This window comes from Pseudomonas serbica, assembly GCF_028823535.1.
Classification (GTDB): Bacteria; Pseudomonadota; Gammaproteobacteria; order Pseudomonadales; family Pseudomonadaceae; genus Aquipseudomonas; species Aquipseudomonas serbica.
On sequence record NZ_JAQIYM010000001.1, the window covers coordinates 76,749 to 96,506 of the forward strand.

The 19,758-nt window shown below is 60.9% G+C and carries 16 protein-coding genes; 6 read left to right on the plus strand and 10 right to left on the minus strand.

Annotation, left to right across the window (positions count from 1 at the left end; genetic code table 11):
• Nucleotides 1-27 precede the first annotated feature (27 nt).
• The 9 genes from NQL71_RS00345 to bioB form a co-directional block, all read right to left on the minus strand.
• Entirely contained in the window at nt 28-1,824 is a 1,797-nt protein-coding gene (locus NQL71_RS00345) for an acyl-CoA dehydrogenase C-terminal domain-containing protein (RefSeq protein WP_077184590.1), read from the minus strand.
• Between the two features lie 87 nt (nt 1,825-1,911).
• Nucleotides 1,912-3,204, minus strand: coding sequence for a GGDEF domain-containing protein (locus tag NQL71_RS00350; RefSeq protein WP_046818212.1), 1,293 nt, complete (start codon nt 3,202-3,204; stop codon nt 1,912-1,914).
• 172 nt (nt 3,205-3,376) lie between these two features.
• Nucleotides 3,377-5,182: a phenylacyl-CoA dehydrogenase gene (locus NQL71_RS00355; RefSeq protein WP_046818213.1), complete on the minus strand. Its 1,806-nt coding sequence runs from the start codon at nt 5,180-5,182 to the stop codon at nt 3,377-3,379.
• Nucleotides 5,183-5,434: 252 nt separating this feature from the next.
• The gene (locus NQL71_RS00360; RefSeq protein WP_166619222.1) at nt 5,435-5,731 is read right to left on the minus strand and encodes a pyrroloquinoline quinone biosynthesis protein PqqE; all 297 of its coding nucleotides are present in this window, start codon (nt 5,729-5,731) and stop codon (nt 5,435-5,437) included.
• A gap of 108 nt (nt 5,732-5,839) precedes the next feature.
• On the minus strand, nt 5,840-6,520 hold the full coding sequence (gene bioD, locus NQL71_RS00365) for a dethiobiotin synthase (RefSeq protein WP_046818215.1): 681 nt from the start codon (nt 6,518-6,520) through the stop codon (nt 5,840-5,842).
• Nucleotides 6,517-7,329, minus strand: coding sequence for a malonyl-ACP O-methyltransferase BioC (gene bioC, locus NQL71_RS00370; protein WP_274642140.1), 813 nt, complete (start codon nt 7,327-7,329; stop codon nt 6,517-6,519). The genes bioD and bioC overlap by 4 nt, the downstream gene beginning before the upstream one ends.
• Nucleotides 7,322-8,053 carry an alpha/beta fold hydrolase gene (locus NQL71_RS00375; protein ID WP_046818217.1) on the minus strand — a complete coding sequence of 244 codons (732 nt, stop codon included), beginning with the start codon at nt 8,051-8,053 and terminating at the stop codon, nt 7,322-7,324. The genes bioC and NQL71_RS00375 overlap by 8 nt, the downstream gene beginning before the upstream one ends.
• Complete coding sequence (bioF, locus tag NQL71_RS00380; RefSeq protein WP_046818218.1) at nt 8,046-9,224, minus strand: 8-amino-7-oxononanoate synthase; 1,179 nt, start codon at nt 9,222-9,224, stop codon at nt 8,046-8,048. Before bioF ends, NQL71_RS00375 begins: the two co-directional genes overlap by 8 nt.
• A 147-nt stretch (nt 9,225-9,371) precedes the next feature.
• Nucleotides 9,372-10,427, minus strand: a complete 1,056-nt coding sequence (bioB, locus tag NQL71_RS00385) for a biotin synthase BioB (protein ID WP_046818219.1) — start codon at nt 10,425-10,427, stop codon at nt 9,372-9,374.
• A 96-nt stretch (nt 10,428-10,523) separates the two neighbouring features.
• Between bioB and NQL71_RS00390 the strand changes: the two genes are divergently transcribed.
• From NQL71_RS00390 to rarD, 5 genes are all read left to right on the plus strand, one after another.
• Nucleotides 10,524-11,264 (plus strand): ComFC family protein, encoded by a 741-nt coding sequence (locus NQL71_RS00390; RefSeq protein WP_274642141.1) that lies wholly within the window; start codon nt 10,524-10,526, stop codon nt 11,262-11,264.
• Between the two features lie 63 nt (nt 11,265-11,327).
• Nucleotides 11,328-12,092, plus strand: coding sequence for a TOBE domain-containing protein (locus NQL71_RS00395; RefSeq protein ID WP_274642142.1), 765 nt, complete (start codon nt 11,328-11,330; stop codon nt 12,090-12,092).
• Nucleotides 12,093-12,159: 67 nt separating this feature from the next.
• Nucleotides 12,160-14,061, plus strand: a complete 1,902-nt coding sequence (locus NQL71_RS00400) for a PhoX family protein (protein ID WP_046818222.1) — start codon at nt 12,160-12,162, stop codon at nt 14,059-14,061.
• Nucleotides 14,062-14,239: 178 nt separating this feature from the next.
• On the plus strand, nt 14,240-15,214 hold the full coding sequence (locus tag NQL71_RS00405) for a serine/threonine protein kinase (RefSeq protein ID WP_046818223.1): 975 nt from the start codon (nt 14,240-14,242) through the stop codon (nt 15,212-15,214).
• Nucleotides 15,215-15,417: 203 nt separating this feature from the next.
• Nucleotides 15,418-16,305: an EamA family transporter RarD gene (rarD, locus tag NQL71_RS00410; protein ID WP_046818224.1), complete on the plus strand. Its 888-nt coding sequence runs from the start codon at nt 15,418-15,420 to the stop codon at nt 16,303-16,305.
• Nucleotides 16,306-16,520: 215 nt separating this feature from the next.
• Here the strand turns inward: rarD and NQL71_RS00415 are convergent, their stop codons facing one another.
• Complete coding sequence (locus tag NQL71_RS00415) at nt 16,521-17,039, minus strand: glycine cleavage system transcriptional repressor (RefSeq protein ID WP_046818225.1); 519 nt, start codon at nt 17,037-17,039, stop codon at nt 16,521-16,523.
• 469 nt (nt 17,040-17,508) lie between these two features.
• On the opposite strand from NQL71_RS00415, the gene NQL71_RS00420 reads away from it, so the two are divergent.
• On the plus strand, nt 17,509-19,686 hold the full coding sequence (locus NQL71_RS00420) for a malate synthase G (protein ID WP_274642143.1): 2,178 nt from the start codon (nt 17,509-17,511) through the stop codon (nt 19,684-19,686).
• Nucleotides 19,687-19,758: the final 72 nt, after the last annotated feature.

Genomic DNA, 19,758 nt, shown 5'->3' on the forward strand with positions numbered 1-19,758 from the left:
CTGTGATCTCTTGCAGACTAGTCCGATTTAAAGCGCGAACAACTCCGCTGGCAGCTTCATCAGGCAATCACTGCCTGCCTCTATCGCTGCCCGATGAGCGGCAGTGCGCGGCAGCAAACGCTTGAAATAAAACTCGCTGGTGGCGAGCTTACCCTGGAAATAACCGGCATCACCGCTGCCCGAATCCAGCTGCGCCTGAGCCACCAGCGCCATGCGCAACCACAAATAGCCGAGGATGATGTAACCGCTGTACATCAGGTAATCCACAGACGCGGCGCCCACTTCATCTGGATTTCTCAGGGCGGCCATGCCGACTTTGGTAGTCAGTTCGCCCCACTGCTGATTGAGCTCGTTGAGTTGCGCCACATAACTGGCCAACTGTGGATGCCCGGCGTTCGCCGCACAGAACTTGTGGACGATTCTGGTGAAGCCACGCAGCAGCTTGCCCTGGCTGCCGAGGACTTTGCGCCCGAGCAGGTCCAGCGCCTGGATGCCGTTGGTGCCCTCATAGATCGGCGCGATGCGACAGTCACGAACCAGTTGTTCCATGCCCCATTCACGAATGAAACCATGGCCTCCGAACACCTGCATGCCATGGTTGGTCACTTCCAGCCCGGTCTCGGTCATGAAGGCTTTGCAGATCGGCGTCAGGAAGGCCAACAGGTCTTCGGCGTCCTGGCGCGCCGTTGCATCCGCGCTAAGGTGTGCAACGTCGAGTAATTGCGCAGTGAAGTAAGTCAGTGCGCGGTTGCCTTCGTTGAAGGCTTTCATGGTCAGCAACATACGGCGCACGTCCGGATGCACAATGATCGGGTCAGCGGCTTTTTCCGGAGCCTTGGGACCTGTCAGCGCGCGCATCTGCAAACGGTCGTTGGCGTACTTGATCGCGCCCTGGAAACTTGCTTCGCCCAGACACAACCCCTGCATGCCGGTGCCAAGCCGCGCGTGGTTCATCATGGTGAACATGCAGTTGAGGCCTTTGTTCGCTTCCCCGATCAAGAAGCCCTTGGCCCCGTCGAAGTTCAGCACGCAGGTGGCCGAGGCCTTGATTCCCATCTTGTGCTCGATGGAGCCGCAGGAAACGCCATTGCGTTCGCCCGCTTCACCCTGGGCATCGGGCAGGCACTTGGGCACGATGAACAGCGAAATGCCTTTGGTCCCGGCCGGCGCATCCGGCAGCTTCGCCAACACCAGGTGAATGATGTTGGCGCTCAGGTCGTGCTCGCCGGCGGAGATGAAGATCTTGCTGCCGGTGATCGCGTAGCTGCCGTCGGCCTGGGGCACGGCGCGGGTCTTGATGATGCCCAGGTCGGTGCCGCAATGGGCTTCGGTCAGGCACATGGTGCCGGTCCATTGGCCGGCGGTGAGTTTGCTCAGGTAGGTGTTTTTCTGCTCCTGCGTACCATGGGCGTGGATCGCCGACATGGCGCCGTGGGTCAGCCCCGGATACATGCCCCAGGACGTGTTGCTGGAACCCACCATTTCGCTGATGACCAGCCCCAGTGAACTGGGCAGACCCTGGCCGCCATACGCCGGATCAGCCGCCAGTCCATGCCAGCCACCTTCGACGTATTGGGCGAAAGCCTGCTTGAAGCCTGCAGGCGTGGTGACCTCGCCGTTGTTGAAATGGCAGCCCTCTTCGTCGCCACTGCGGTTGAGTGGTGACAGCACGTTCTCACAGAATCTTGCGCCCTCTTCGAGGATCGCATCGATCATGTCCGGGCTGGCATCGGTGGCGCCGAGGGCTGCGTAGTTGCTGTGAAAATCGAAGACGTGGTCAATCAGAAAGCGCATGTCGCGCAGGGGAGCCTTGTAGTCGGGCATGGTCATTTCTCCGGCAGCAGATGACTCAAACCTACTGCCGCATCCCACCCCTTCACAATTACAGTCCAGACGCTGAATGCGCCGTCATCACTCAACCGTAGCGGCGTCCATGCGCACGGCGCCACGGCGGTTCTGTCCGAACGCCATGACGCAGTTGCGCCCGGCGCCCTTGGCGCTGTAGAGCGCCTGGTCCGCGGACTTGAGCACTTGCTCGGGCGCGCGTTGCTCCACCCGTTCGGCAACGCCGATGCTGACCGTCACCGATACACTCGAGGCACTGGCGCCTGCGCGACGCTGGCGGCCCTGATTGTCATCCTGGGGACGACTGTCCTGATTGCGCAGATGAATGTTGTAGGTGGCGATCGCCTCGCGAATGACCTCCAGGTGCGGCAGGCACTCGTCCAAGGTCTTGCCTGCAAACACCAGGGCGAATTCCTCACCGCCGTAGCGATACGCCTTACCGCCGCCGCCGATTTTCGACAGCTTGCTGGCGACCAATCGCAACACCTGGTCCCCCACGTCGTGCCCGTGGGTGTCGTTGAATTTCTTGAAGTGATCGACGTCACTCATGGCCAACACATAGTTGCGTCCCAGGCGCTGCATCCGCTCATTCAATGCACGGCGTCCCGGCAGTCCGGTGAGTTCGTCACGGAAAGCCATCTGATAGGCCTCATGGGCAACGGCGGCGGCGATCATCAGCATCACCTGGCTGCACATGATGTTCAGGGTGAAGGGCAGGATGAAGGTTTTCGGCAACATCCAGAACAGGCCGAGCAACCCCACCAGCTGCGCAGCATGCAGGGGCCTTGGGTGGCGCCAATACTGGTAGGCCAGCAGCAGGAATGCGGCGATGAACACCGGATAGGACAATTGGATCAGGCTCATCCAGGCGCCGTGCAAGGCAGGCCAGCGAATCTCCGCCAGCCACACCAGCAACACCTGTGGGTAACTTTGTTCAAGGGCCAATGCCACGCTGCCAACGGCCAGCAGCACAGCAAAACGGGCAACCATGTCCTGGAACAGATGCGTACGTTCCTGCCACGCGGCGAACACGCCGAACAGCAACGGCAACAACAGGCAACATAGATGAAAAACCACTGCAGCGTCTTCGCGCACCTTGCCGTGGTCGCGGTAGTAATCGGTCTGGGTGTCGAGCAGGAAGTAGGCGATGTACACCGTGACCATCAGAAACAGCTCACGCTGGCGTCGGTAAACCGCGCAATAGGCACCGCCGAGCAACAGCACCAAGGTAGGAAGCACCTGGAACAGCGACGTGAAGAAAACGTTCAGCTCCCTGACGTAGGCAGCCGCGAGCCCCGCCAGCAACAGCAGCAGTGATGGCAAAAAGTGACTCACACGTGCAGGGGAAGAACGCGGCAAGGGTAAGGCTCCGACCCGTCATATCAGTGATGGCAATGTGCCCATAACTGTAACGGCAGAAACCCGGACTTTCTTAGCCAATTACCGAGGTATTTTCAGAACAGCGTCATCGGCGGCACAAAAAAGCCGCCATTCCCGAAGGAACAGCGGCTTTGGAGAAACGCGTCGGGACTTAGTAGCCCAGCGCGAAATCTTCTTCTTTCATGTCCATCAGGTTGTTGGCGCCCGACAGCATGGTTGCAACGTGAGTACGGGTACGCGGCAGGATGCGCTGGAAGTAGAAGCGTGCAGTCTGCAGCTTGGCGGTGTAGAACGCCTCTTCGGAAGTGCCGGCAGCCAGTTTCTCGGCAGCCAGGCGCGCCATGTCAGCCCAGAAGTAGGCCAGGCAGGCGTAACCGGAGTACATCAGGTAATCCACGGAGGCCGCGCCAACTTCTTCGCGATCCTTCATGGCAGCCATGCCGACCTTCATGGTCAGCTCGCCCCATTCCTTGTTCAGCGCAGCCAGCGGTGCGACGAATTCCTTGACGGCTTCGTTGCCTTCGTTGGTCTGGCAGAACTTGTGGACGATCTTGGTGAACCCCTTGAGGGCCTCGCCTTGAGTCATCAGCACTTTACGGCCCAGCAGGTCGAGTGCCTGGATACCGGTGGTGCCTTCGTACAGCATCGAAATACGGCTGTCGCGAACGTTCTGCTCCATGCCCCACTCGGCGATGAAGCCGTGGCCGCCGTAGATCTGCACGCCATGGTTGGCGGACTCGAAACCGACTTCGGTCATGAAGGCCTTGGCGATTGGCGTCATGAACGCCAGCAGGGCATCGGCCTTCTTCTTCTCTTCTTCGTCCACGCCGTACTTGACGATGTCGACTTGCTTGGCGGTGAAGTAGACCATCGCGCGGTTGCCTTCGGCGAACGCCTTCATGGTCAACAGCATGCGACGTACATCCGGGTGCACGATGATCGGGTCAGCGGCTTTGTCCGGTGCTTTCGGGCCGGTCAGCGAGCGCATTTGCAGGCGATCGCGAGCGTATTTCAAGCCACCCTGGAAGCCGATTTCGGCGTGGGCCAGACCTTGCAGCGCGGTACCCAGGCGAGCGGTGTTCATGAAGGTGAACATGCAGTTCAGGCCTTTGTTCGCCGGGCCGATCAGGTAACCGGTAGCCGCGTCGAAGTTCATCACGCAAGTGGCGTTGCCGTGGATGCCCATCTTGTGTTCCAGGGAACCACAGGACACCGCGTTACGCGCACCGATCGAACCGTCGGCGTTCGGCAGGAACTTCGGCACGATGAACAGCGAAATGCCTTTGGTGCCAGCCGGCGCATCCGGCAGGCGCGCCAGCACGATGTGGACGATGTTGTCGGCCATGTCGTGTTCACCGGCCGAGATGAAGATCTTGGTGCCGGAGACTTTGTAGGAACCGTCGGCCTGAGGCTCGGCCTTGGTGCGCAGCATGCCGAGGTCGGTACCGCAGTGCGGTTCGGTCAGGCACATGGTGCCGGTCCATTCGCCGGATACCAGCTTGGTCAGGTAAGCCTCTTGTTGCTCAGGCGTACCGTGCTCGGAAATAGTGTTCATCGCGCCGTGGGACAGGCCCGGGTACATACCCCACGACCAGTTGGCTTCGCCAACCATTTCGCTGACCGCCAGCCCCAGGGACTCAGGCAGGCCCTGGCCGCCGTGCTCTACGTCGTGGGCCAGGCTCGGCCAGCCGCCTTCGACGAATTGCTTGTACGCTTCTTTGAAGCCAGTCGGGGTCTTAACACCGGACTCGCTCCAGGTGCAGCCTTCGGTATCGCCCACACGGTTCAGAGGAGCCAGCACCTGCTCACAAAACTTGGCGCCTTCTTCAAGAATGGCGCTAACCATGTCTGGAGTTGCGTCTGCACAAGCCGGAAGGCTCTGATAGTGCGCTTCGTAGCCGAGCAGTTCGTCACGAACGAAGCGAATATCACGCAAGGGGGCCTTGTAGTCAGGCATAGCGATAAACCTCTGCTGATGTAACCGGGAATGAGCGACCGTTGTCGAAACGATCAAACAGTTGTTTGAAACATACGTTTACGCCTAAATCTTGTCAAGCACCGATCTTTTGCCATTCGTCATTCCATGACCAATCAGCGCGCACGCGGGCCTGACGCCGTTGGCCTGAGCAACGCGCAGCGCGAGAAAGTATTGGATAGCAGGACTCACGCTGAAAGCGTACCCGTCAGACGGTGCGCTTTCAGCGTGAGTTCAGGCGTAGGTGTCGATCAGGGTGCCGAGCATTTCATCAGAAGCCTTGGCGACTTTAGTGCCCAACTCCACCCCAAACCTGCCTTCAGCCATTGCGAGATTGTGGCTCACGAGGTCCGACTGCTGGCTGCGGTCGACCGAACGCAGGCGATCGGCCTGGGCTTCGGAAGACTGGCTGGTCACTGAACGCTCGATCGTGGTGTTGGCAATTTGGCCGGCGGCTTGATCGACACGGTTCTGCGCCGTCTGAACAGTGCTCAAACCGGCATAAAAAGCGGTATTTCCCGAGATTTCCATGGAAGCGCTCGTCCTTGCAAAGAGTCATCAACACTCATTGAAGCAGACTTACCGGGGAATGGCCCGTCAAAAACACTAATGGCACAGTGCCGCGTCATAGCCAGATACCTAGTCCAGGAGATCCAGTTCCAGGTGCTCTGCTACCGCTTCAGCCGTGACCATCTTGAGCTTCGGCACTCGCCCCAGGCATGGCGCCGGGAGCCGCTCGGCGAGGGTGGCGAGGTTTTCTTCCAGGCGTGCGGTCTTCGGGTCGATGATATTCGCCACCCATCCCGCCAACTGCAAACCGTCCCGGGCAATCGCCTCGGCCGTCAGCAACGCGTGATTGATGCAGCCCAGGCGCACACCGACCACGAGGATGACCGGCAGGCCCAGCGCCTTGGCCAGGTCCGACAGGTTGTCCTGATCTGCCAATGGCACGCGCCAGCCTCCAGCACCCTCGATCAGGGTGAAATCAGCCTGCATGTCGAGTATCTCTCGCATTGGCGTCAGTAGCGATTGCACGGTCAACGCAATGCCGGCCTCGCGCGCGGCCAGGTGCGGCGCAATTGCCGGCTCGAGCGCCAGCGGATTGACCTGGGTGTAGGTCAGGGGCAGCGAGCACTCCGCCAAAAGCGCCAGCGCGTCAGCATTGCGCAGGCCCTTGGGCGTCACCGAACAGCCAGAGGCTACCGGCTTGCCCGCTGCCGTGCTTAACCCGGCCGATCGGGCGGCATGCAGCAAGCCGGCGGCAATCGTGGTTTTTCCGACATCGGTATCGGTACCGGTGATGAAATACGCGGAGCTCATAAGGGTTTCTCCAAAACGGCGTACACCACTTGATAAGTCGCCGGCAGGCCTTGGGCCTGACGAAACTGCTCATAAGCCTCTACCAGGCCGAGAATCCGCGCCCGACCGGTCAACCCACCCGGTCGTCCGGGGTTCAGGTTGTGTGCCCCCAACGCCTTGAGTTCATGGGTCAGGCTGCGCACATCCGGGTAATGCAGCACATGCGCACGGTTTTCCAGGCTGATCGCCCGCAGGCCGCTGGCTGCGCAAAGCTGTTGATAAACGGCGAACTCGCGGAAGCGGTTGACGTGCACCATGCCATCCACCTGACGCCAGCTGTCACGCAGTTCGAACAACGTGCCTACGCATAGACTAGCAAATGCGAAAACGCCCCCGGGTTTGAGTACCCGATGCGCCTCGCTGAGTACCGAAGCGAAGTCCGCACACCACTGCACCGCGAGGCTGGAGAAAATCAGATCGCACGTTCCATCACGCAACGGCATTCGCTCGGCGTCGCCGGCGATGAAGTGTGTGGCGCCGCCCAAAGGCCTGGCGTGGTTGAGCATGCCTTCGGCGATGTCCAGCGCCACGCCGTGCCCTGCGGGAAAACGCTCGCCCAGCGCGCGGCTGAAATGCCCGGTGCCGCACCCCAGGTCCAGCCATCGCCCTGACACGAAATCATCGGGCAAACGGCGGAGCAATTGGCTGCCGACATCACGCTGCAATTCGGCCACGCTGTCGTAGCTTGCCGCCGCACGGGAAAAAGAGGCGGCTACCTGGCGCTTGTCAGGCAAACCGCCGGGCAGTTGGGGAAGAGATAAATCAGTCATCGCCGCACTCATGCAAAAAGGCCTGGATCGCCCCCGCCACACCGTGGGGATTTTCCAGGAGAAACGCGTGACCGGCCTGTTCAATCAGACCGATTTCGACATCCGGCAGCAACGCCAGTAACGCCTCGGCGGCTTCAGCCGGCACCAGCCCGTCGAGGCCGGCATACAGGTGCAGTTGCGGACCGCGGAACGCCTGCAGGGCCTGGCGCGTGTCCAATTGTGCGAGCAGCTTCAGGCCACCCATGAGCACCGCCTCTGACGAGTGCGGCGCGCCCCCGAACAACAGCCTCGACAAGCCGCGCGGGTCTTCGGCCCCTTGGGCACAGAGCAGTGAAAAGCGCTTCAACGTCATGCGCGGATCGGCAGCGCAATCCGCCAGAAAGGCGTCGAACGTTTGGTTGGGCATCGCCCACGGCCATTGTTCATGGCTGACAAAAGAAGGGTTGCTCGCCAGGGTCAGCAAGCCGCAGCAACGGTCGCCACGGCGCGCCGCCAATTCGGACGCGAGCATGCCACCCAGCGACCAGCCGCCCAGCCAGGCGTCCTGTGGCACGCTGGCGTCAAGCTCATCAAGCCAAAGCTCGAGATTGCTCGAGTCCAGCTCAGGCAGCGGCTCGATGTCCACCCGCAGGTGTTCGTCCAGGCCTTGCAAGGCGGCGGCTAGCGGCTCCAGCGGCGAAATCCCCAGACCCCAGCCGGGTAGCAGAATCAGTCGATCACGCATGGCCAGGCTCCGGTCCCAGTCGTTGATAACAATCGGCCAGTCCCTCCAACAATAGCTGTACCTGCGCTTCGGTATGGGCGGCGGTCAGGGTCACGCGCAGTCGGGCGCTGCCGGCTGGCACGGTTGGCGGGCGTATGGCGCTCACCATCAAACCGCGCTCGCGCAGCATCTGCGACAAGCGCACTGCGCGTCCGGCGTCACCGATCATGATCGGCTGGATCGGCGTGAAGCTGTTCATCAGCTCCAGGCCGATCTGCTCGGCGCCGTGGCGGAACTGACGGATCAGCGCCTGCAAATGCTCGCGGCGCCAATGCTCGCGGCGCAGCAGCTCCAGGCTTTTCAGGGTCGCGCAGGCCAGGGCCGGGGGTTGGCTGGTGGTGTAGATGTAGGGGCGGGCGAACTGGATCAGGCTCTCGATCAACTCTTCGCTGCCGGCCACAAAGGCACCCGCGGTTCCGAACGCCTTGCCGAGCGTGCCGACCAGCACCGGCACATCTTCCTGGCTCAGGCCGAAATGTTCGACGCTGCCGCCTCCCTGGGCACCCAGGGGACCGAAACCGTGCGCGTCATCGACCATCAGCCACGCACCCTTGGCCCTGGTTTCCCGAGCCAGCGCCGGCAGGTCGGCGATGTCGCCGTCCATGCTGAACACGCCATCGGTGACCACCAGCGTATTACCGGTGGCTTTCTCCAGGCGCTTGGCCAGGCTCGTCGCGTCGTTGTGCAAATATCGGCTGAAACGTGCGCCAGACAACAGCCCGGCGTCCAGTAACGAGGCGTGATTGAGTCGGTCTTCGAGCACCGTATCGCCCTGCCCCACCAGCGCCGTGACCGCACCGAGATTGGCCATGTAGCCGGTGGTGAACAGCAGGGCACGCGGGCGACCGGTGAAGTCGGCCAGGGCTTCTTCCAGGGCGTGATGCGGGCCGCTATGGCCGATCACCAGATGCGAGGCCCCGCCACCCACGCCCCACTTGGCGGCTCCCGCGCGCCAGGCTTCGATCACTTGCGGGTGATTGGCCAGGCCCAGGTAGTCGTTGTTACAGAACGCCAGCAATGGCTGGCCGTCCACCACCACTTGCGGGCCTTGCGGGCTTTCGAGCAATGGACGTTGGCGATAGAGATTTTCAGCACGACGGGCAGCCAGGCGTGCGGCGAGATCGAAAGACATGCAGGCCTCGACTATCAAATGACACATCTCCACTGTGGGAGCGAGCCTGCTCGCGAAGAGGCCTTCACATTCAACATCAATGTCGACTGTTACATAGCTTTCGCGAGCAGGCTCGCTCCCACAGGGTTTTGCATTCCTTCAGAAGGATCAAACAGCCGCGTTATAGAACTGCTCGCTGCTCTTGTGCTCCACCAGCGCCTGTTCGATGGCGGCCTGATGCACTTCGTCGGAGTGTTCTTCGCGGGCTTCCGGCAGGATCCCCAGGCGCCCGAACAGTTGCATGTCCTTGTTGGCCTGCGGGTTGGCGGTGGTCAGCAGTTTGTCGCCGTAGAAAATCGAGTTGGCACCGGCGAAGAACGCCAGGGCCTGGGTCTGATCGTTCATCGCCTCGCGGCCGGCGGACAGGCGCACGTGGGACTTGGGCATCAGGATGCGCGCAACCGCGAGCATGCGGATGAAATCGAACGGGTCGATGTCGTCGGCATTTTCCAGTGGCGTACCGGCGACTTTCACCAGCAGGTTGATGGGCACGGATTCCGGGTGCTCTGGCATGTTCGCCAACTGGATGAGCAAATTGGCGCGGTCATCGAGGGACTCGCCCATGCCGAGGATGCCGCCGGAGCAGATCTTCATCCCCGAATCACGCACGTAGGCCAGGGTTTGCAGGCGTTCGCTGTAGGTGCGGGTGGTGATGATGCTGCCATAGAACTCTGGCGAGGTATCGAGGTTGTGGTTGTAGTAGTCCAGGCCGGCTTCGGCCAGGGCTGCGGTCTGGTCCTGATCGAGACGGCCGAGTGTCATGCAGGTTTCCAGGCCCAGGGCCTTTACGCCTTTGACCATCTCCAGCACATACGGCATGTCTTTGGCCGACGGGTGCTTCCACGCCGCGCCCATGCAAAACCGGGTGGTACCAATGGCCTTGGCGCGCGCAGCCTCCTCGAGGACTTTCTGCACTTCCATCAGCTTTTCTTTTTCCAGGCCGGTGTTGTAGTGACCGGACTGCGGACAATATTTGCAATCTTCCGGGCAGGCACCGGTTTTGATCGACAGCAGGGTCGAAACCTGGACCCGGTTGGCGTCGAAATGCGCACGGTGCACCGTCTGCGCCTGGAACAACAGGTCATTGAATGGCTGAACGAAGAGTGCTTTGACTTCGGCCAAAGACCAGTCATGACGCAGGGTTGCAGAGGTGCTGGCGCTCATGGGCGTTTCCTTTGTTTTATGCTTTGGCAGGCGACCAGGAAAATGGAATTTTCCACAGGCGCATCACAGATGTTTCGGCATATTTAAGGAAGAGCCATGCGCTGTCAACCACGATACGATAAGCAGGTTTACATCTGGTTAAAAAACAAACAGTGCTGTTTGCTGTGTGACGAACCCGCCGATGGCACCACGCCCATTTGCATGGCCTGCGAAACCGAGTTGCCCTGGCTCGGCGATCACTGCCAGACCTGCGCCCTGCCCTTGCCCGCTGCCGGCCTGACGTGCGGGCAATGCCTCAAGCAGCCGCCGGCCTTCGAACGGGTGGTCGCGCCCTGGACTTACAGCTTCCCGATCGACAGCCTGATTACCCGGTTCAAGCACAGCTCGAATTGGCCGTTTGGCCACCTGCTCGGCGAACTTCTGACTCAATCCCTGCAACATCACTTCGATGACGACCTCCCACGGCCCGACGCGCTGGTACCCGTGCCGATGGCTACCCGACGCCTGCGCCAAAGAGGGTTCAACCAGGCAGCCATGCTGGCACGCTGGCTCAGCGAGCGCCTTGGCGTTCCTACCGATGAACGGCTGTTATTAAGGCCCCAGGACACCCACGCGCAACAAGACCTGAACGCCGAGGCCCGCAAAAAGAACCTGCACCACGCCTTCGCCCTGGCGCCCGGCGCATCGGTGAAGGGTCGCCATCTGGCGCTGGTGGATGACGTGCTGACCACGGGCGCCACGACACAAGCACTGGCTCACCTGCTGATGGACGCCGGCGCTACACGGGTCGATGTCTATTGCCTGGCGCGAACACCCAAGCCTGGTGAGTCGCCGTGACTTGACTCGCGGGGCCCGAGCGGCCAACGTCCTCACCATCGTCATAGCCCATAGCGTCTTGCCATGTCCTTGCCTACGTTGTTGTCCCAGCACATTGTCCGCCGTCCGCAACGCATTGCCCTGCTGCAACATATCGCCGAGCAAGGGTCGATCACCCGCGCAGCGAAAAGCGCAGGCCTGAGCTACAAGGCTGCCTGGGATGCCATCGATGAGCTCAACAACCTTGCGCAGAAACCGCTGGTGGAGCGCAGTGTGGGCGGCAAAGGGGGTGGCGGCGCCAAACTGTCCGCCGAAGGCGAGCGTGTGCTGCGCCTTTATCAAAAGCTGCAGGCGTTGCAGGCCCAGGTTCTGGAAGCTGCTGAAGATGCCAGCGACCTTGACCTGCTCGGTCGCCTGATGCTCAGGACCAGCGCACGCAATCAGCTACACGGCAAGGTCGTGGCTATTGAAACCCAAGGCCATAACGACCGGGTCCGCCTTGAGTTGGCCGAAGGCTTGAGCATCGCTGCGCAGATCACCCACGACAGCACCGTACGCCTGGACCTGCAACCCGGCACCGAAGTGGTCGCGCTGATCAAGGCCGGGTGGCTCGATGTGCTGGGCTGCGGCGACGAAGCAATACCAGGACACAATTGCCTCGAAGGCATCATCGAGGAAATCCTCAATGCCGAAGACGGCCCCTGCGAAGTGCGCATCGGCCTGCCTAACGGCCAGACGCTCTGCGCCCTGGCCGAGCCCTGGCATTTGCAATCGCGCGAACTGACCAGCGGAAAGCCGGTACGCGCGCAGTTCTCGCCCTCCAACGTATTGCTCGGCACCCCACTTTAAGGACAGCTGCAACAAAAGCTTCATCACCCGCCATTAAGGTGACTGCAAAATTCGCAGGGAGCCTGATGTGAGCCTATTAGAAGACAACCAACCCACCGACCTCGAACAAATGGTCGGCCTCAGCCGCCGTGGATTCATCAGCGCCGGCGCCCTGTGCGGTGCCGCCATGTTTCTCGGTGGCAACCTGCTCAGTCGCAGCGTACTGGCCGCCAGTGTCAGCGCCGGCACCAGCCGGTTGCTGGGTTTCGAAAGCATTCCCGCCGCGACCAGCGACGCGATCACCCTGCCACCCGGCTACAAGTCTTCGGTACTGATCAGTTGGGGTCAGCCCCTGGAGAAAAACGGCCCGGCCTTCGACGCGAGTGGCAACGGCTCCGCCGAGCATCAGGAAGTCCAGTTCGGTGACAACAACGACGGCATGAGCCTGTTCGCCTTCCCCGATGACAACAACCGGGCGCTGATGGCGATCAACAACGAATACACCAACTACCGCTACCTCTACCCCCATGCGGGCATGCCGCAATCGGCGCAGGAAGTGCACAAGGCCCTGGCCTGCGAAGGTGTGTCGGTGATCGAGGTGCAGCGCAAGGATGGTCACTGGCAGTTCGTCCAGGGCTCGCCCTACAACCGACGCATCCACGGCAATTCGCCGATCAACCTGAGCGGCCCGGCTGCCGGTCACGAACTGCTGAAGACCCGTGCCGATGCGCACGGCAAAAAAGTCTTCGGCACCTTCCAGAACTGTGCCAACGGCAAGACGCCGTGGGGCACATACCTGACCTGTGAAGAGAACTTCACCGATTGCTTTGGCAGCACCAATGCCGAGCAGAAGTTCGACGCCGCGCAAAAACGCTACGGCGTGGTGGCAACCAGCAAAGACATCAACTGGCATCAACACGACCCGCGCTTCGACCTGGCGAACAATCCCAACGAACTCAATCGTCACGGCTGGGTGGTCGAGATCGACCCGTTCGATCCGAAGTCAACCCCGGTCAAGCGCACCGCGCTGGGCCGCTTCAAACATGAAAACGCCGCCCTGACTGAAACCCAAGACGGCCGCGCCGTGGTGTACATGGGCGACGATGAGCGCGGCGAGTTCATCTACAAGTTCGTCAGCCGCGACAAGATCAATCACAAGAATCCCAAGGCCAACCGCGACCTGCTGGACCACGGCACCCTGTACGTGGCGCGTTTCGACGGCGGCGATGGCAATGCCGATCATCCGAAGGGCCAAGGGGAATGGATCGAACTGACCCACGGTAAAAACGGCATCGACGCCAGCAGCGGTTTTGCCGACCAGGGCCAAGTGCTGATTCACGCGCGTCTGGCGGCCAGCGTGGTGAAGGCCACGCGCATGGACCGCCCCGAATGGATCGTCGTCAGTCCCACGGACGGACAGGTTTACTGCACCCTGACCAACAACGCCAAACGCGGCGAAGACGGGCAACCGGTGGGCGGGCCAAACCCGCGCGAGAAGAATGTCTACGGGCAGATCCTGCGCTGGCGCACTGACCGCGACGACCACGCCTCGAAAACCTTCGCGTGGGATCTGTTCGTGGTCGCTGGCAACCCGCAAGTGCATGCCGGCACGCCGAAGGGCGGCTCGTCGAACATCACCCCACAGAACATGTTCAACAGCCCGGACGGATTGGCATTCGATAAGGCCGGGCGGCTGTGGATACAAACCGACGGCGATTCAAGCAACGCCGGAGATTTCGCCGGCATGGGCAACAACCAGATGCTCTGCGCTGACCCGGCGACCGGGGAGATTCGCCGGTTCATGGTCGGGCCGATTGGCTGCGAGGTGACGGGCATCAGTTTCTCGCCGGACCAGAAGACCTTGTTTGTCGGGATCCAGCATCCGGGGGAGAACGGTGGCTCGACTTTCCCCGAGCATTTGCCCAATGGCAAGCCGCGGTCATCGGTGATGGCGATTACCCGGGAGGATGGCGGGATAGTCGGCGCCTGACAGGGCCCCTTCGCTGGCAAGCCAGCTCCTACAAAGTCATGCGCGATTTCAAAAATGGCGCATGACCTATAGGAGCTGGCTTGCCAGCGAAGGCGTCAGCACAGTCACAACCTATCCATGTCTGTCTGCGCTACCATGCCTGGCCGGACGCAGCAGCCTGCTGCGCGCAGGAGTCAGCATGGCCCACCCGTTTGAAACGCTCACCCCAGACCTCGTTCTCGATGCCGTCGAAAGCATCGGTTTTCTCAGCGATGCCCGCATCCTGGCGCTCAACAGCTACGAAAACCGTGTCTACCAGGTCGGCATCGAAGACGCCGAACCGCTGATCGCCAAGTTCTACCGCCCGCAGCGCTGGACCAACGAAGCGATTCTGGAAGAACACCAGTTCACCTTCGAGCTCGCCGAGGTCGACGTGCCAGTCGTCGCGCCGATGATCCATAACGGTGAAACCCTGCACGAACACAATGGCTTCCGTTTCACCCTGTTCCCCCGCCGCGGCGGTCGCGCGCCGGAACCGGGCAATCTCGATCAGCTGTATCGCCTGGGGCAACTGCTCGGTCGCCTGCACGCGGTGGGCTCGACCAAGCCGTTCGAGCACCGTGAGGCGCTGGCGGTGAAAAACTTCGGCCATGACTCGCTGACGACCTTGCTCGAAGGCAACTTCATCCCCCGCAGCCTGCTGCCGGCCTACGAGTCGGTGGCCCGCGATCTGCTCAAGCGTGTGGAAGATGCCTACAGCAATACGCCGCACCAGAACATCCGCATGCACGGCGACTGCCACCCCGGCAACATGATGTGCCGCGACGAAATGTTCCACATCGTCGATCTTGATGACTGCCGCATGGGCCCGGCAGTGCAGGACATCTGGATGATGCTGGCCGGCGATCGCCAGGACTGCCTGGGTCAGTTGTCGGAATTGATGGACGGCTACAACGAGTTCCACGACTTCAATCCCCGTGAACTGGCACTGATCGAACCCCTTCGTGCCCTGCGCCTGATGCACTACAGCGCCTGGCTCGCCCGGCGCTGGGACGATCCGGCATTCCCGCGCAGCTTCCCGTGGTTCGGGACTGAACGCTATTGGGGGGATCAGGTGCTGGCATTACGCGAGCAGTTGGCAGCGTTGAATGAAGAGCCGCTGAAACTCTTCTGATACCGCCTGGAACCCTGTGGGAGCGAGCCTGCTCGCGATAGCGGTTTATCAGACACTGATGTGCTGAATTTGAAATCGCCTTCGCGAGCAGGCTCGCTCCCACAGGTCATGTGTTCACAATTGGCCAACCTATTCAGGCAGGACATTCGTAGACAAATTTCCTTACAATCCCTCTTTGTTAGCTGCCTAAGCAAGGACTCTGCATGCAAGCCGCCAACCCGCGTCGCGGGTACATTCTGGGCCTGAGTGCCTACATCATCTGGGGACTTTTCCCACTCTATTTCAAAGCCATCGCCAGCGTGCCCGCGGTGGAGATCATCATTCATCGTGTGCTGTGGTCGGCGTTGTTCGGCGCCTTGCTGCTGATGGTCTGGAAACATCCGGGCTGGTGGCGCGAACTGCGGGAGAACCCGCGTCGACTGGCGATCCTGGCCCTGAGCGGCACGCTGATCGCCGCCAACTGGCTGACCTATGTGTGGTCGGTGAACAACGGGCGCATGCTGGAGGCCAGCCTCGGCTACTACATCAATCCCTTGGTCAACGTGCTGTTGGGGATGTTGATCCTCGGCGAACGGCTGCGCCGCATGCAATGGATCGCGGTGGGGCTGGCGGCGGTTGGCGTAGCGCAACAGGTATGGCAAGTCGGCAGCCTGCCCTGGGTGTCGCTGGTATTGGCATTGACCTTCGGTTTCTACGGGCTGATTCGCAAGCAGGCGCCGGTCAAGGCACTCCCGGGCCTGGTGGTCGAAACCTGGATGCTGGTGCCGATCGCGCTGGCCTGGTTGCTGCTCAATCCAACCGCCAGCAGCGCCCAGGCTGAATTCTGGACCACCTCCGAGGCCTGGTGGCTGGTGGCTGCCGGCCCGGTGACGCTGGTGCCGCTGGTCTGTTTCAACGCCGCCGCGCGCCATCTGCCCTACACGACGCTGGGATTCCTCCAATACCTGGCGCCCACCCTGGTGTTGCTGCAAGCCGTGTTGCTGTTTGGCGAGCACCTGTCGTCCAGCACGCTGGTCGCGTTCATCTTCATCTGGGCCGGCCTTGCGGTTTACAGCATCGATGCCTGGCTCAGCTTGCGTCGCCGCCGCTGATCAAAAAACGCACAAACCTCTGCAGGCCACGTTCTCCGTGGCCTGCGCCGATCCTTCCCAAGGTTATCCACAGCGTGATCCCCGCCGTTTGTGCGCAAGTGACTGAAACTGCTGGTTTTTTGATCAATCTTTTAGAAGCCCCGGCCGGCGTGGCCTGGCGGGCTGTCTCTACAGGTTATCCACAGGCAGGTGCACGTTTAAACTGGATAACCTTTTCAAGGTTCACTGCGCAGGACCAACTCCACCATCAGATCGTCCGCCAGGGTTTCCAGGCGCGATTGCAGCACGTCCAGAGACAACGTCAACGGCACCGCCAGTATCGCTTCGGCATGGAATAACGGCTCGCTGCTCATGGGCGCCGGACGCACCTCCGTCACCAGTCGTTCCAGGTTTACCCCCTGCTCACTGAGCAAGCGCGTGATGTCGCGCACGATCCCCGGCCGGTCATTGCCCACCAGTTCCATGGCGATCGGTTTCCAGGTACACGATTGTTCGATGCCGCTTTCGGCGATCAGTACGCGAATGCCCTGGGCCGACAATCCTTGCAAGGCATCAACCAGTGAATCGTAGGATTCCGCCGGCACCCCGACCCGAAGGATCCCGGCGAATTGCCCGGCCATGCGTGACATGCGGCTTTCCAGCCAGTTGCCCCCCTGCTCGGCGATGCATTGGGCAATGCGCTCGACCTGCCCAGGCTTGTCCGGTGCAAAAACAGTGAGTACGAGGTGGTCCATGGCGCAGCCCTCTTTTGTTATTGAAAGAGAAGTATAGGCAAGGGGTAATCCTGTGTTGAATCGGCTGACGCCTTCGCAGGCAAGCCTGCTCCTGCAGTCACAAATGTGTACAACTTTTTATATTTAACTGGAACAATCTAATGGTTTTTTGAGAACATCCCGATCCCCGACGTGACTGCAATGCGTCATGGGGTCGCAGAACGACGTAATTAGTCTAATTTTCACAACCGCAACTCATCATGTAGTATGCCGCTGCGCGCACTACATAACGTTGGATCGATGTCTGCCACAGGCGCAGTCGCATCCCTGAAAGCCCTGTCAGCAAGGCCTTAAAGCCGTTGATTGGTCCCCACCCAGCCGTCAGAAATGGCATGTACTGGTCGCAGGGTTTGTGGTTTAAATGGCCAGAGGCTTCATTGTTAAATTGAAGAGCTGAAAAGCGAAATAGCTGAGCAGAGTGAGGCAAGCAATGACTGAACACGTTCAAGTCGGTGGCCTGCAGGTCGCCAAAGTCCTGTTCGACTTCGTGAACAACGAAGCCATTCCCGGTACCGGCCTCACCGCCGATAAGTTCTGGGCCGGTGCCGACAAGGTCATTCATGACCTGGCGCCGAAGAACAAAGCCCTACTCGCCAAACGCGATGATTTCCAGGCTCGTATCGATTCCTGGCATCAGGAACGCGCCGGCCAGGCGCACGACGCCGTGGCCTATAAAGCCTTCCTGCAAGACATCGGTTATCTGCTGCCAGAAGCGGCCGATTTCCAGGCAACGACGCAAAACGTCGATGAAGAAATCGCCCGCATGGCCGGTCCACAGCTCGTGGTGCCGGTGATGAACGCCCGCTTCGCGCTCAATGCGTCGAACGCCCGCTGGGGTTCGCTGTATGACGCGCTCTACGGCACCGACGCCATCAGCGAAGCTGACGGCGCGGAAAAAGGCAAAGGCTACAACAAAATTCGCGGCGACAAGGTCATCGCCTTCGCCCGCGCCTTCCTCGACGAAGCGGCACCTTTGGCGGCCAGTTCCCACGTCGACTCCACGCACTACAAAATCGTTGATGGCAAACTGGTGGTCGCCCTCAAAGGCGGCAGCAACAGTGGCCTGCGCAACGACGCCCAGCTGATTGGTTTCCAGGGCGATGCCTCGGCGCCGACCGCGATCCTGCTGAAAAACAACGGCTTGCACTTCGAGATCCAGGTCGATGCCAGCACCCCGGTCGGCCAGACCGACGCTGCCGGTGTCAAAGACATCCTGATGGAAGCCGCGCTGACCACCATCATGGACTGCGAAGACTCGGTCGCCGCTGTCGACGCCGATGACAAGGTGGTGATCTACCGCAACTGGCTCGGCCTGATGAAAGGCGACCTGTCGGAAGAAGTCGCCAAGGGCGGCAAGACGTTTACCCGCACCATGAACGCCGACCGCACCTACACCGGTGTGGACGGTAACGCGGTGAACCTTCACGGGCGGTCGCTGTTGTTCGTGCGCAACGTTGGTCACCTGATGACCATCGACGCGATCCTCGACAAGGACGGCAACGAAGTACCGGAAGGTATCCTCGACGGCCTGGTGACTTGCCTGGCGGCGATGCACAACCTGAACGGCAATACTTCGCGCAAAAACACCCGCACCGGCTCCGTCTACATCGTGAAGCCGAAGATGCACGGTCCTGAAGAAGCGGCGTTCACCAACGAGCTGTTCGGGCGCATCGAAGATGTGCTGGGCCTGCCGCACAACACCCTGAAAGTCGGCATCATGGATGAGGAGCGCCGTACCACTGTCAACCTCAAGGCCTGCATCAAGGCCGCCAGCGAACGCGTGGTGTTCATCAACACCGGTTTCCTCGACCGCACAGGTGACGAAATCCACACCTCCATGGAAGCCGGCCCGATGGTGCGCAAGGCAGACATGAAGGCGGAAAAATGGATTGGCGCCTACGAGAACTCCAACGTCGATATCGGCTTGAGCACCGGCCTGCAAGGTCGCGCGCAAATCGGTAAAGGCATGTGGGCGATGCCGGACCTGATGGCCGCGATGCTGGAACAGAAAATCGCTCACCCATTGGCCGGTGCCAACACCGCTTGGGTGCCTTCGCCGACCGCTGCTGCGCTGCATGCACTGCACTACCACAAGGTCGACGTGTTCGCCCGCCAGGCCGAATTGGCCAAGCGTGCCCACGCGTCGGTGGACGACATCCTGACCATCCCGCTGGCAGTGAACCCGCAGTGGACCGCCGAACAGATCCAGAACGAACTGGACAACAACAGCCAGGGCATCCTGGGTTATGTGGTGCGCTGGATCGACCAGGGCGTTGGTTGCTCGAAGGTGCCGGACATCAATGACGTCGGCCTGATGGAAGACCGTGCCACGCTGCGTATTTCCAGCCAGCACATCGCCAACTGGCTGCGTCATGGCATCGTCACCGAAGAGCAAGTGATGGAAAGCCTCAAGCGCATGGCGCCGGTGGTGGACCGCCAGAACGCCGGCGACGCGCTGTACCGTCCGCTGGCACCGAACTTCGATAGCAACATCGCCTTCCAGGCGGCCGTCGAGTTGGTAGTGGAAGGGACCAAACAACCGAACGGCTATACCGAGCCGGTCCTGCACCGTCGTCGTCGCGAGTTCAAGGCTGCCAATGGCCTTTGAGTAAGCGATAGCGTGGGAACGAAAAAGCCCTGATCGAAAGATCAGGGCTTTTTCATGTGCGGTAAACCTGAA

Bases quoted from the DNA above. Each gene is read 5' to 3' on its own strand.
- NQL71_RS00345 (WP_077184590.1), bottom strand. From the start codon at position 1,824: ATGCCCGACTACAAGGCTCCCCTGCGCGACATGCGCTTTCTGATTGAC.
- NQL71_RS00355 (WP_046818213.1), bottom strand. From the start codon at position 5,182: ATGCCTGACTACAAGGCCCCCTTGCGTGATATTCGCTTCGTTCGTGAC.
- NQL71_RS00360 (WP_166619222.1), bottom strand. From the start codon at position 5,731: ATGGAAATCTCGGGAAATACCGCTTTTTATGCCGGTTTGAGCACTGTT.
- bioD (WP_046818215.1), bottom strand. From the start codon at position 6,520: ATGAGCTCCGCGTATTTCATCACCGGTACCGATACCGATGTCGGAAAA.
- bioC (WP_274642140.1), bottom strand. From the start codon at position 7,329: ATGACTGATTTATCTCTTCCCCAACTGCCCGGCGGTTTGCCTGACAAG.
- NQL71_RS00375 (WP_046818217.1), bottom strand. From the start codon at position 8,053: ATGCGTGATCGACTGATTCTGCTACCCGGCTGGGGTCTGGGGATTTCG.
- bioF (WP_046818218.1), bottom strand. From the start codon at position 9,224: ATGTCTTTCGATCTCGCCGCACGCCTGGCTGCCCGTCGTGCTGAAAAT.
- bioB (WP_046818219.1), bottom strand. From the start codon at position 10,427: ATGAGCGCCAGCACCTCTGCAACCCTGCGTCATGACTGGTCTTTGGCC.
- NQL71_RS00390 (WP_274642141.1), top strand. From the start codon at position 10,524: ATGCGCTGTCAACCACGATACGATAAGCAGGTTTACATCTGGTTAAAA.
- NQL71_RS00395 (WP_274642142.1), top strand. From the start codon at position 11,328: ATGTCCTTGCCTACGTTGTTGTCCCAGCACATTGTCCGCCGTCCGCAA.
- NQL71_RS00405 (WP_046818223.1), top strand. From the start codon at position 14,240: ATGGCCCACCCGTTTGAAACGCTCACCCCAGACCTCGTTCTCGATGCC.
- rarD (WP_046818224.1), top strand. From the start codon at position 15,418: ATGCAAGCCGCCAACCCGCGTCGCGGGTACATTCTGGGCCTGAGTGCC.
- NQL71_RS00415 (WP_046818225.1), bottom strand. From the start codon at position 17,039: ATGGACCACCTCGTACTCACTGTTTTTGCACCGGACAAGCCTGGGCAG.
- NQL71_RS00420 (WP_274642143.1), top strand. From the start codon at position 17,509: ATGACTGAACACGTTCAAGTCGGTGGCCTGCAGGTCGCCAAAGTCCTG.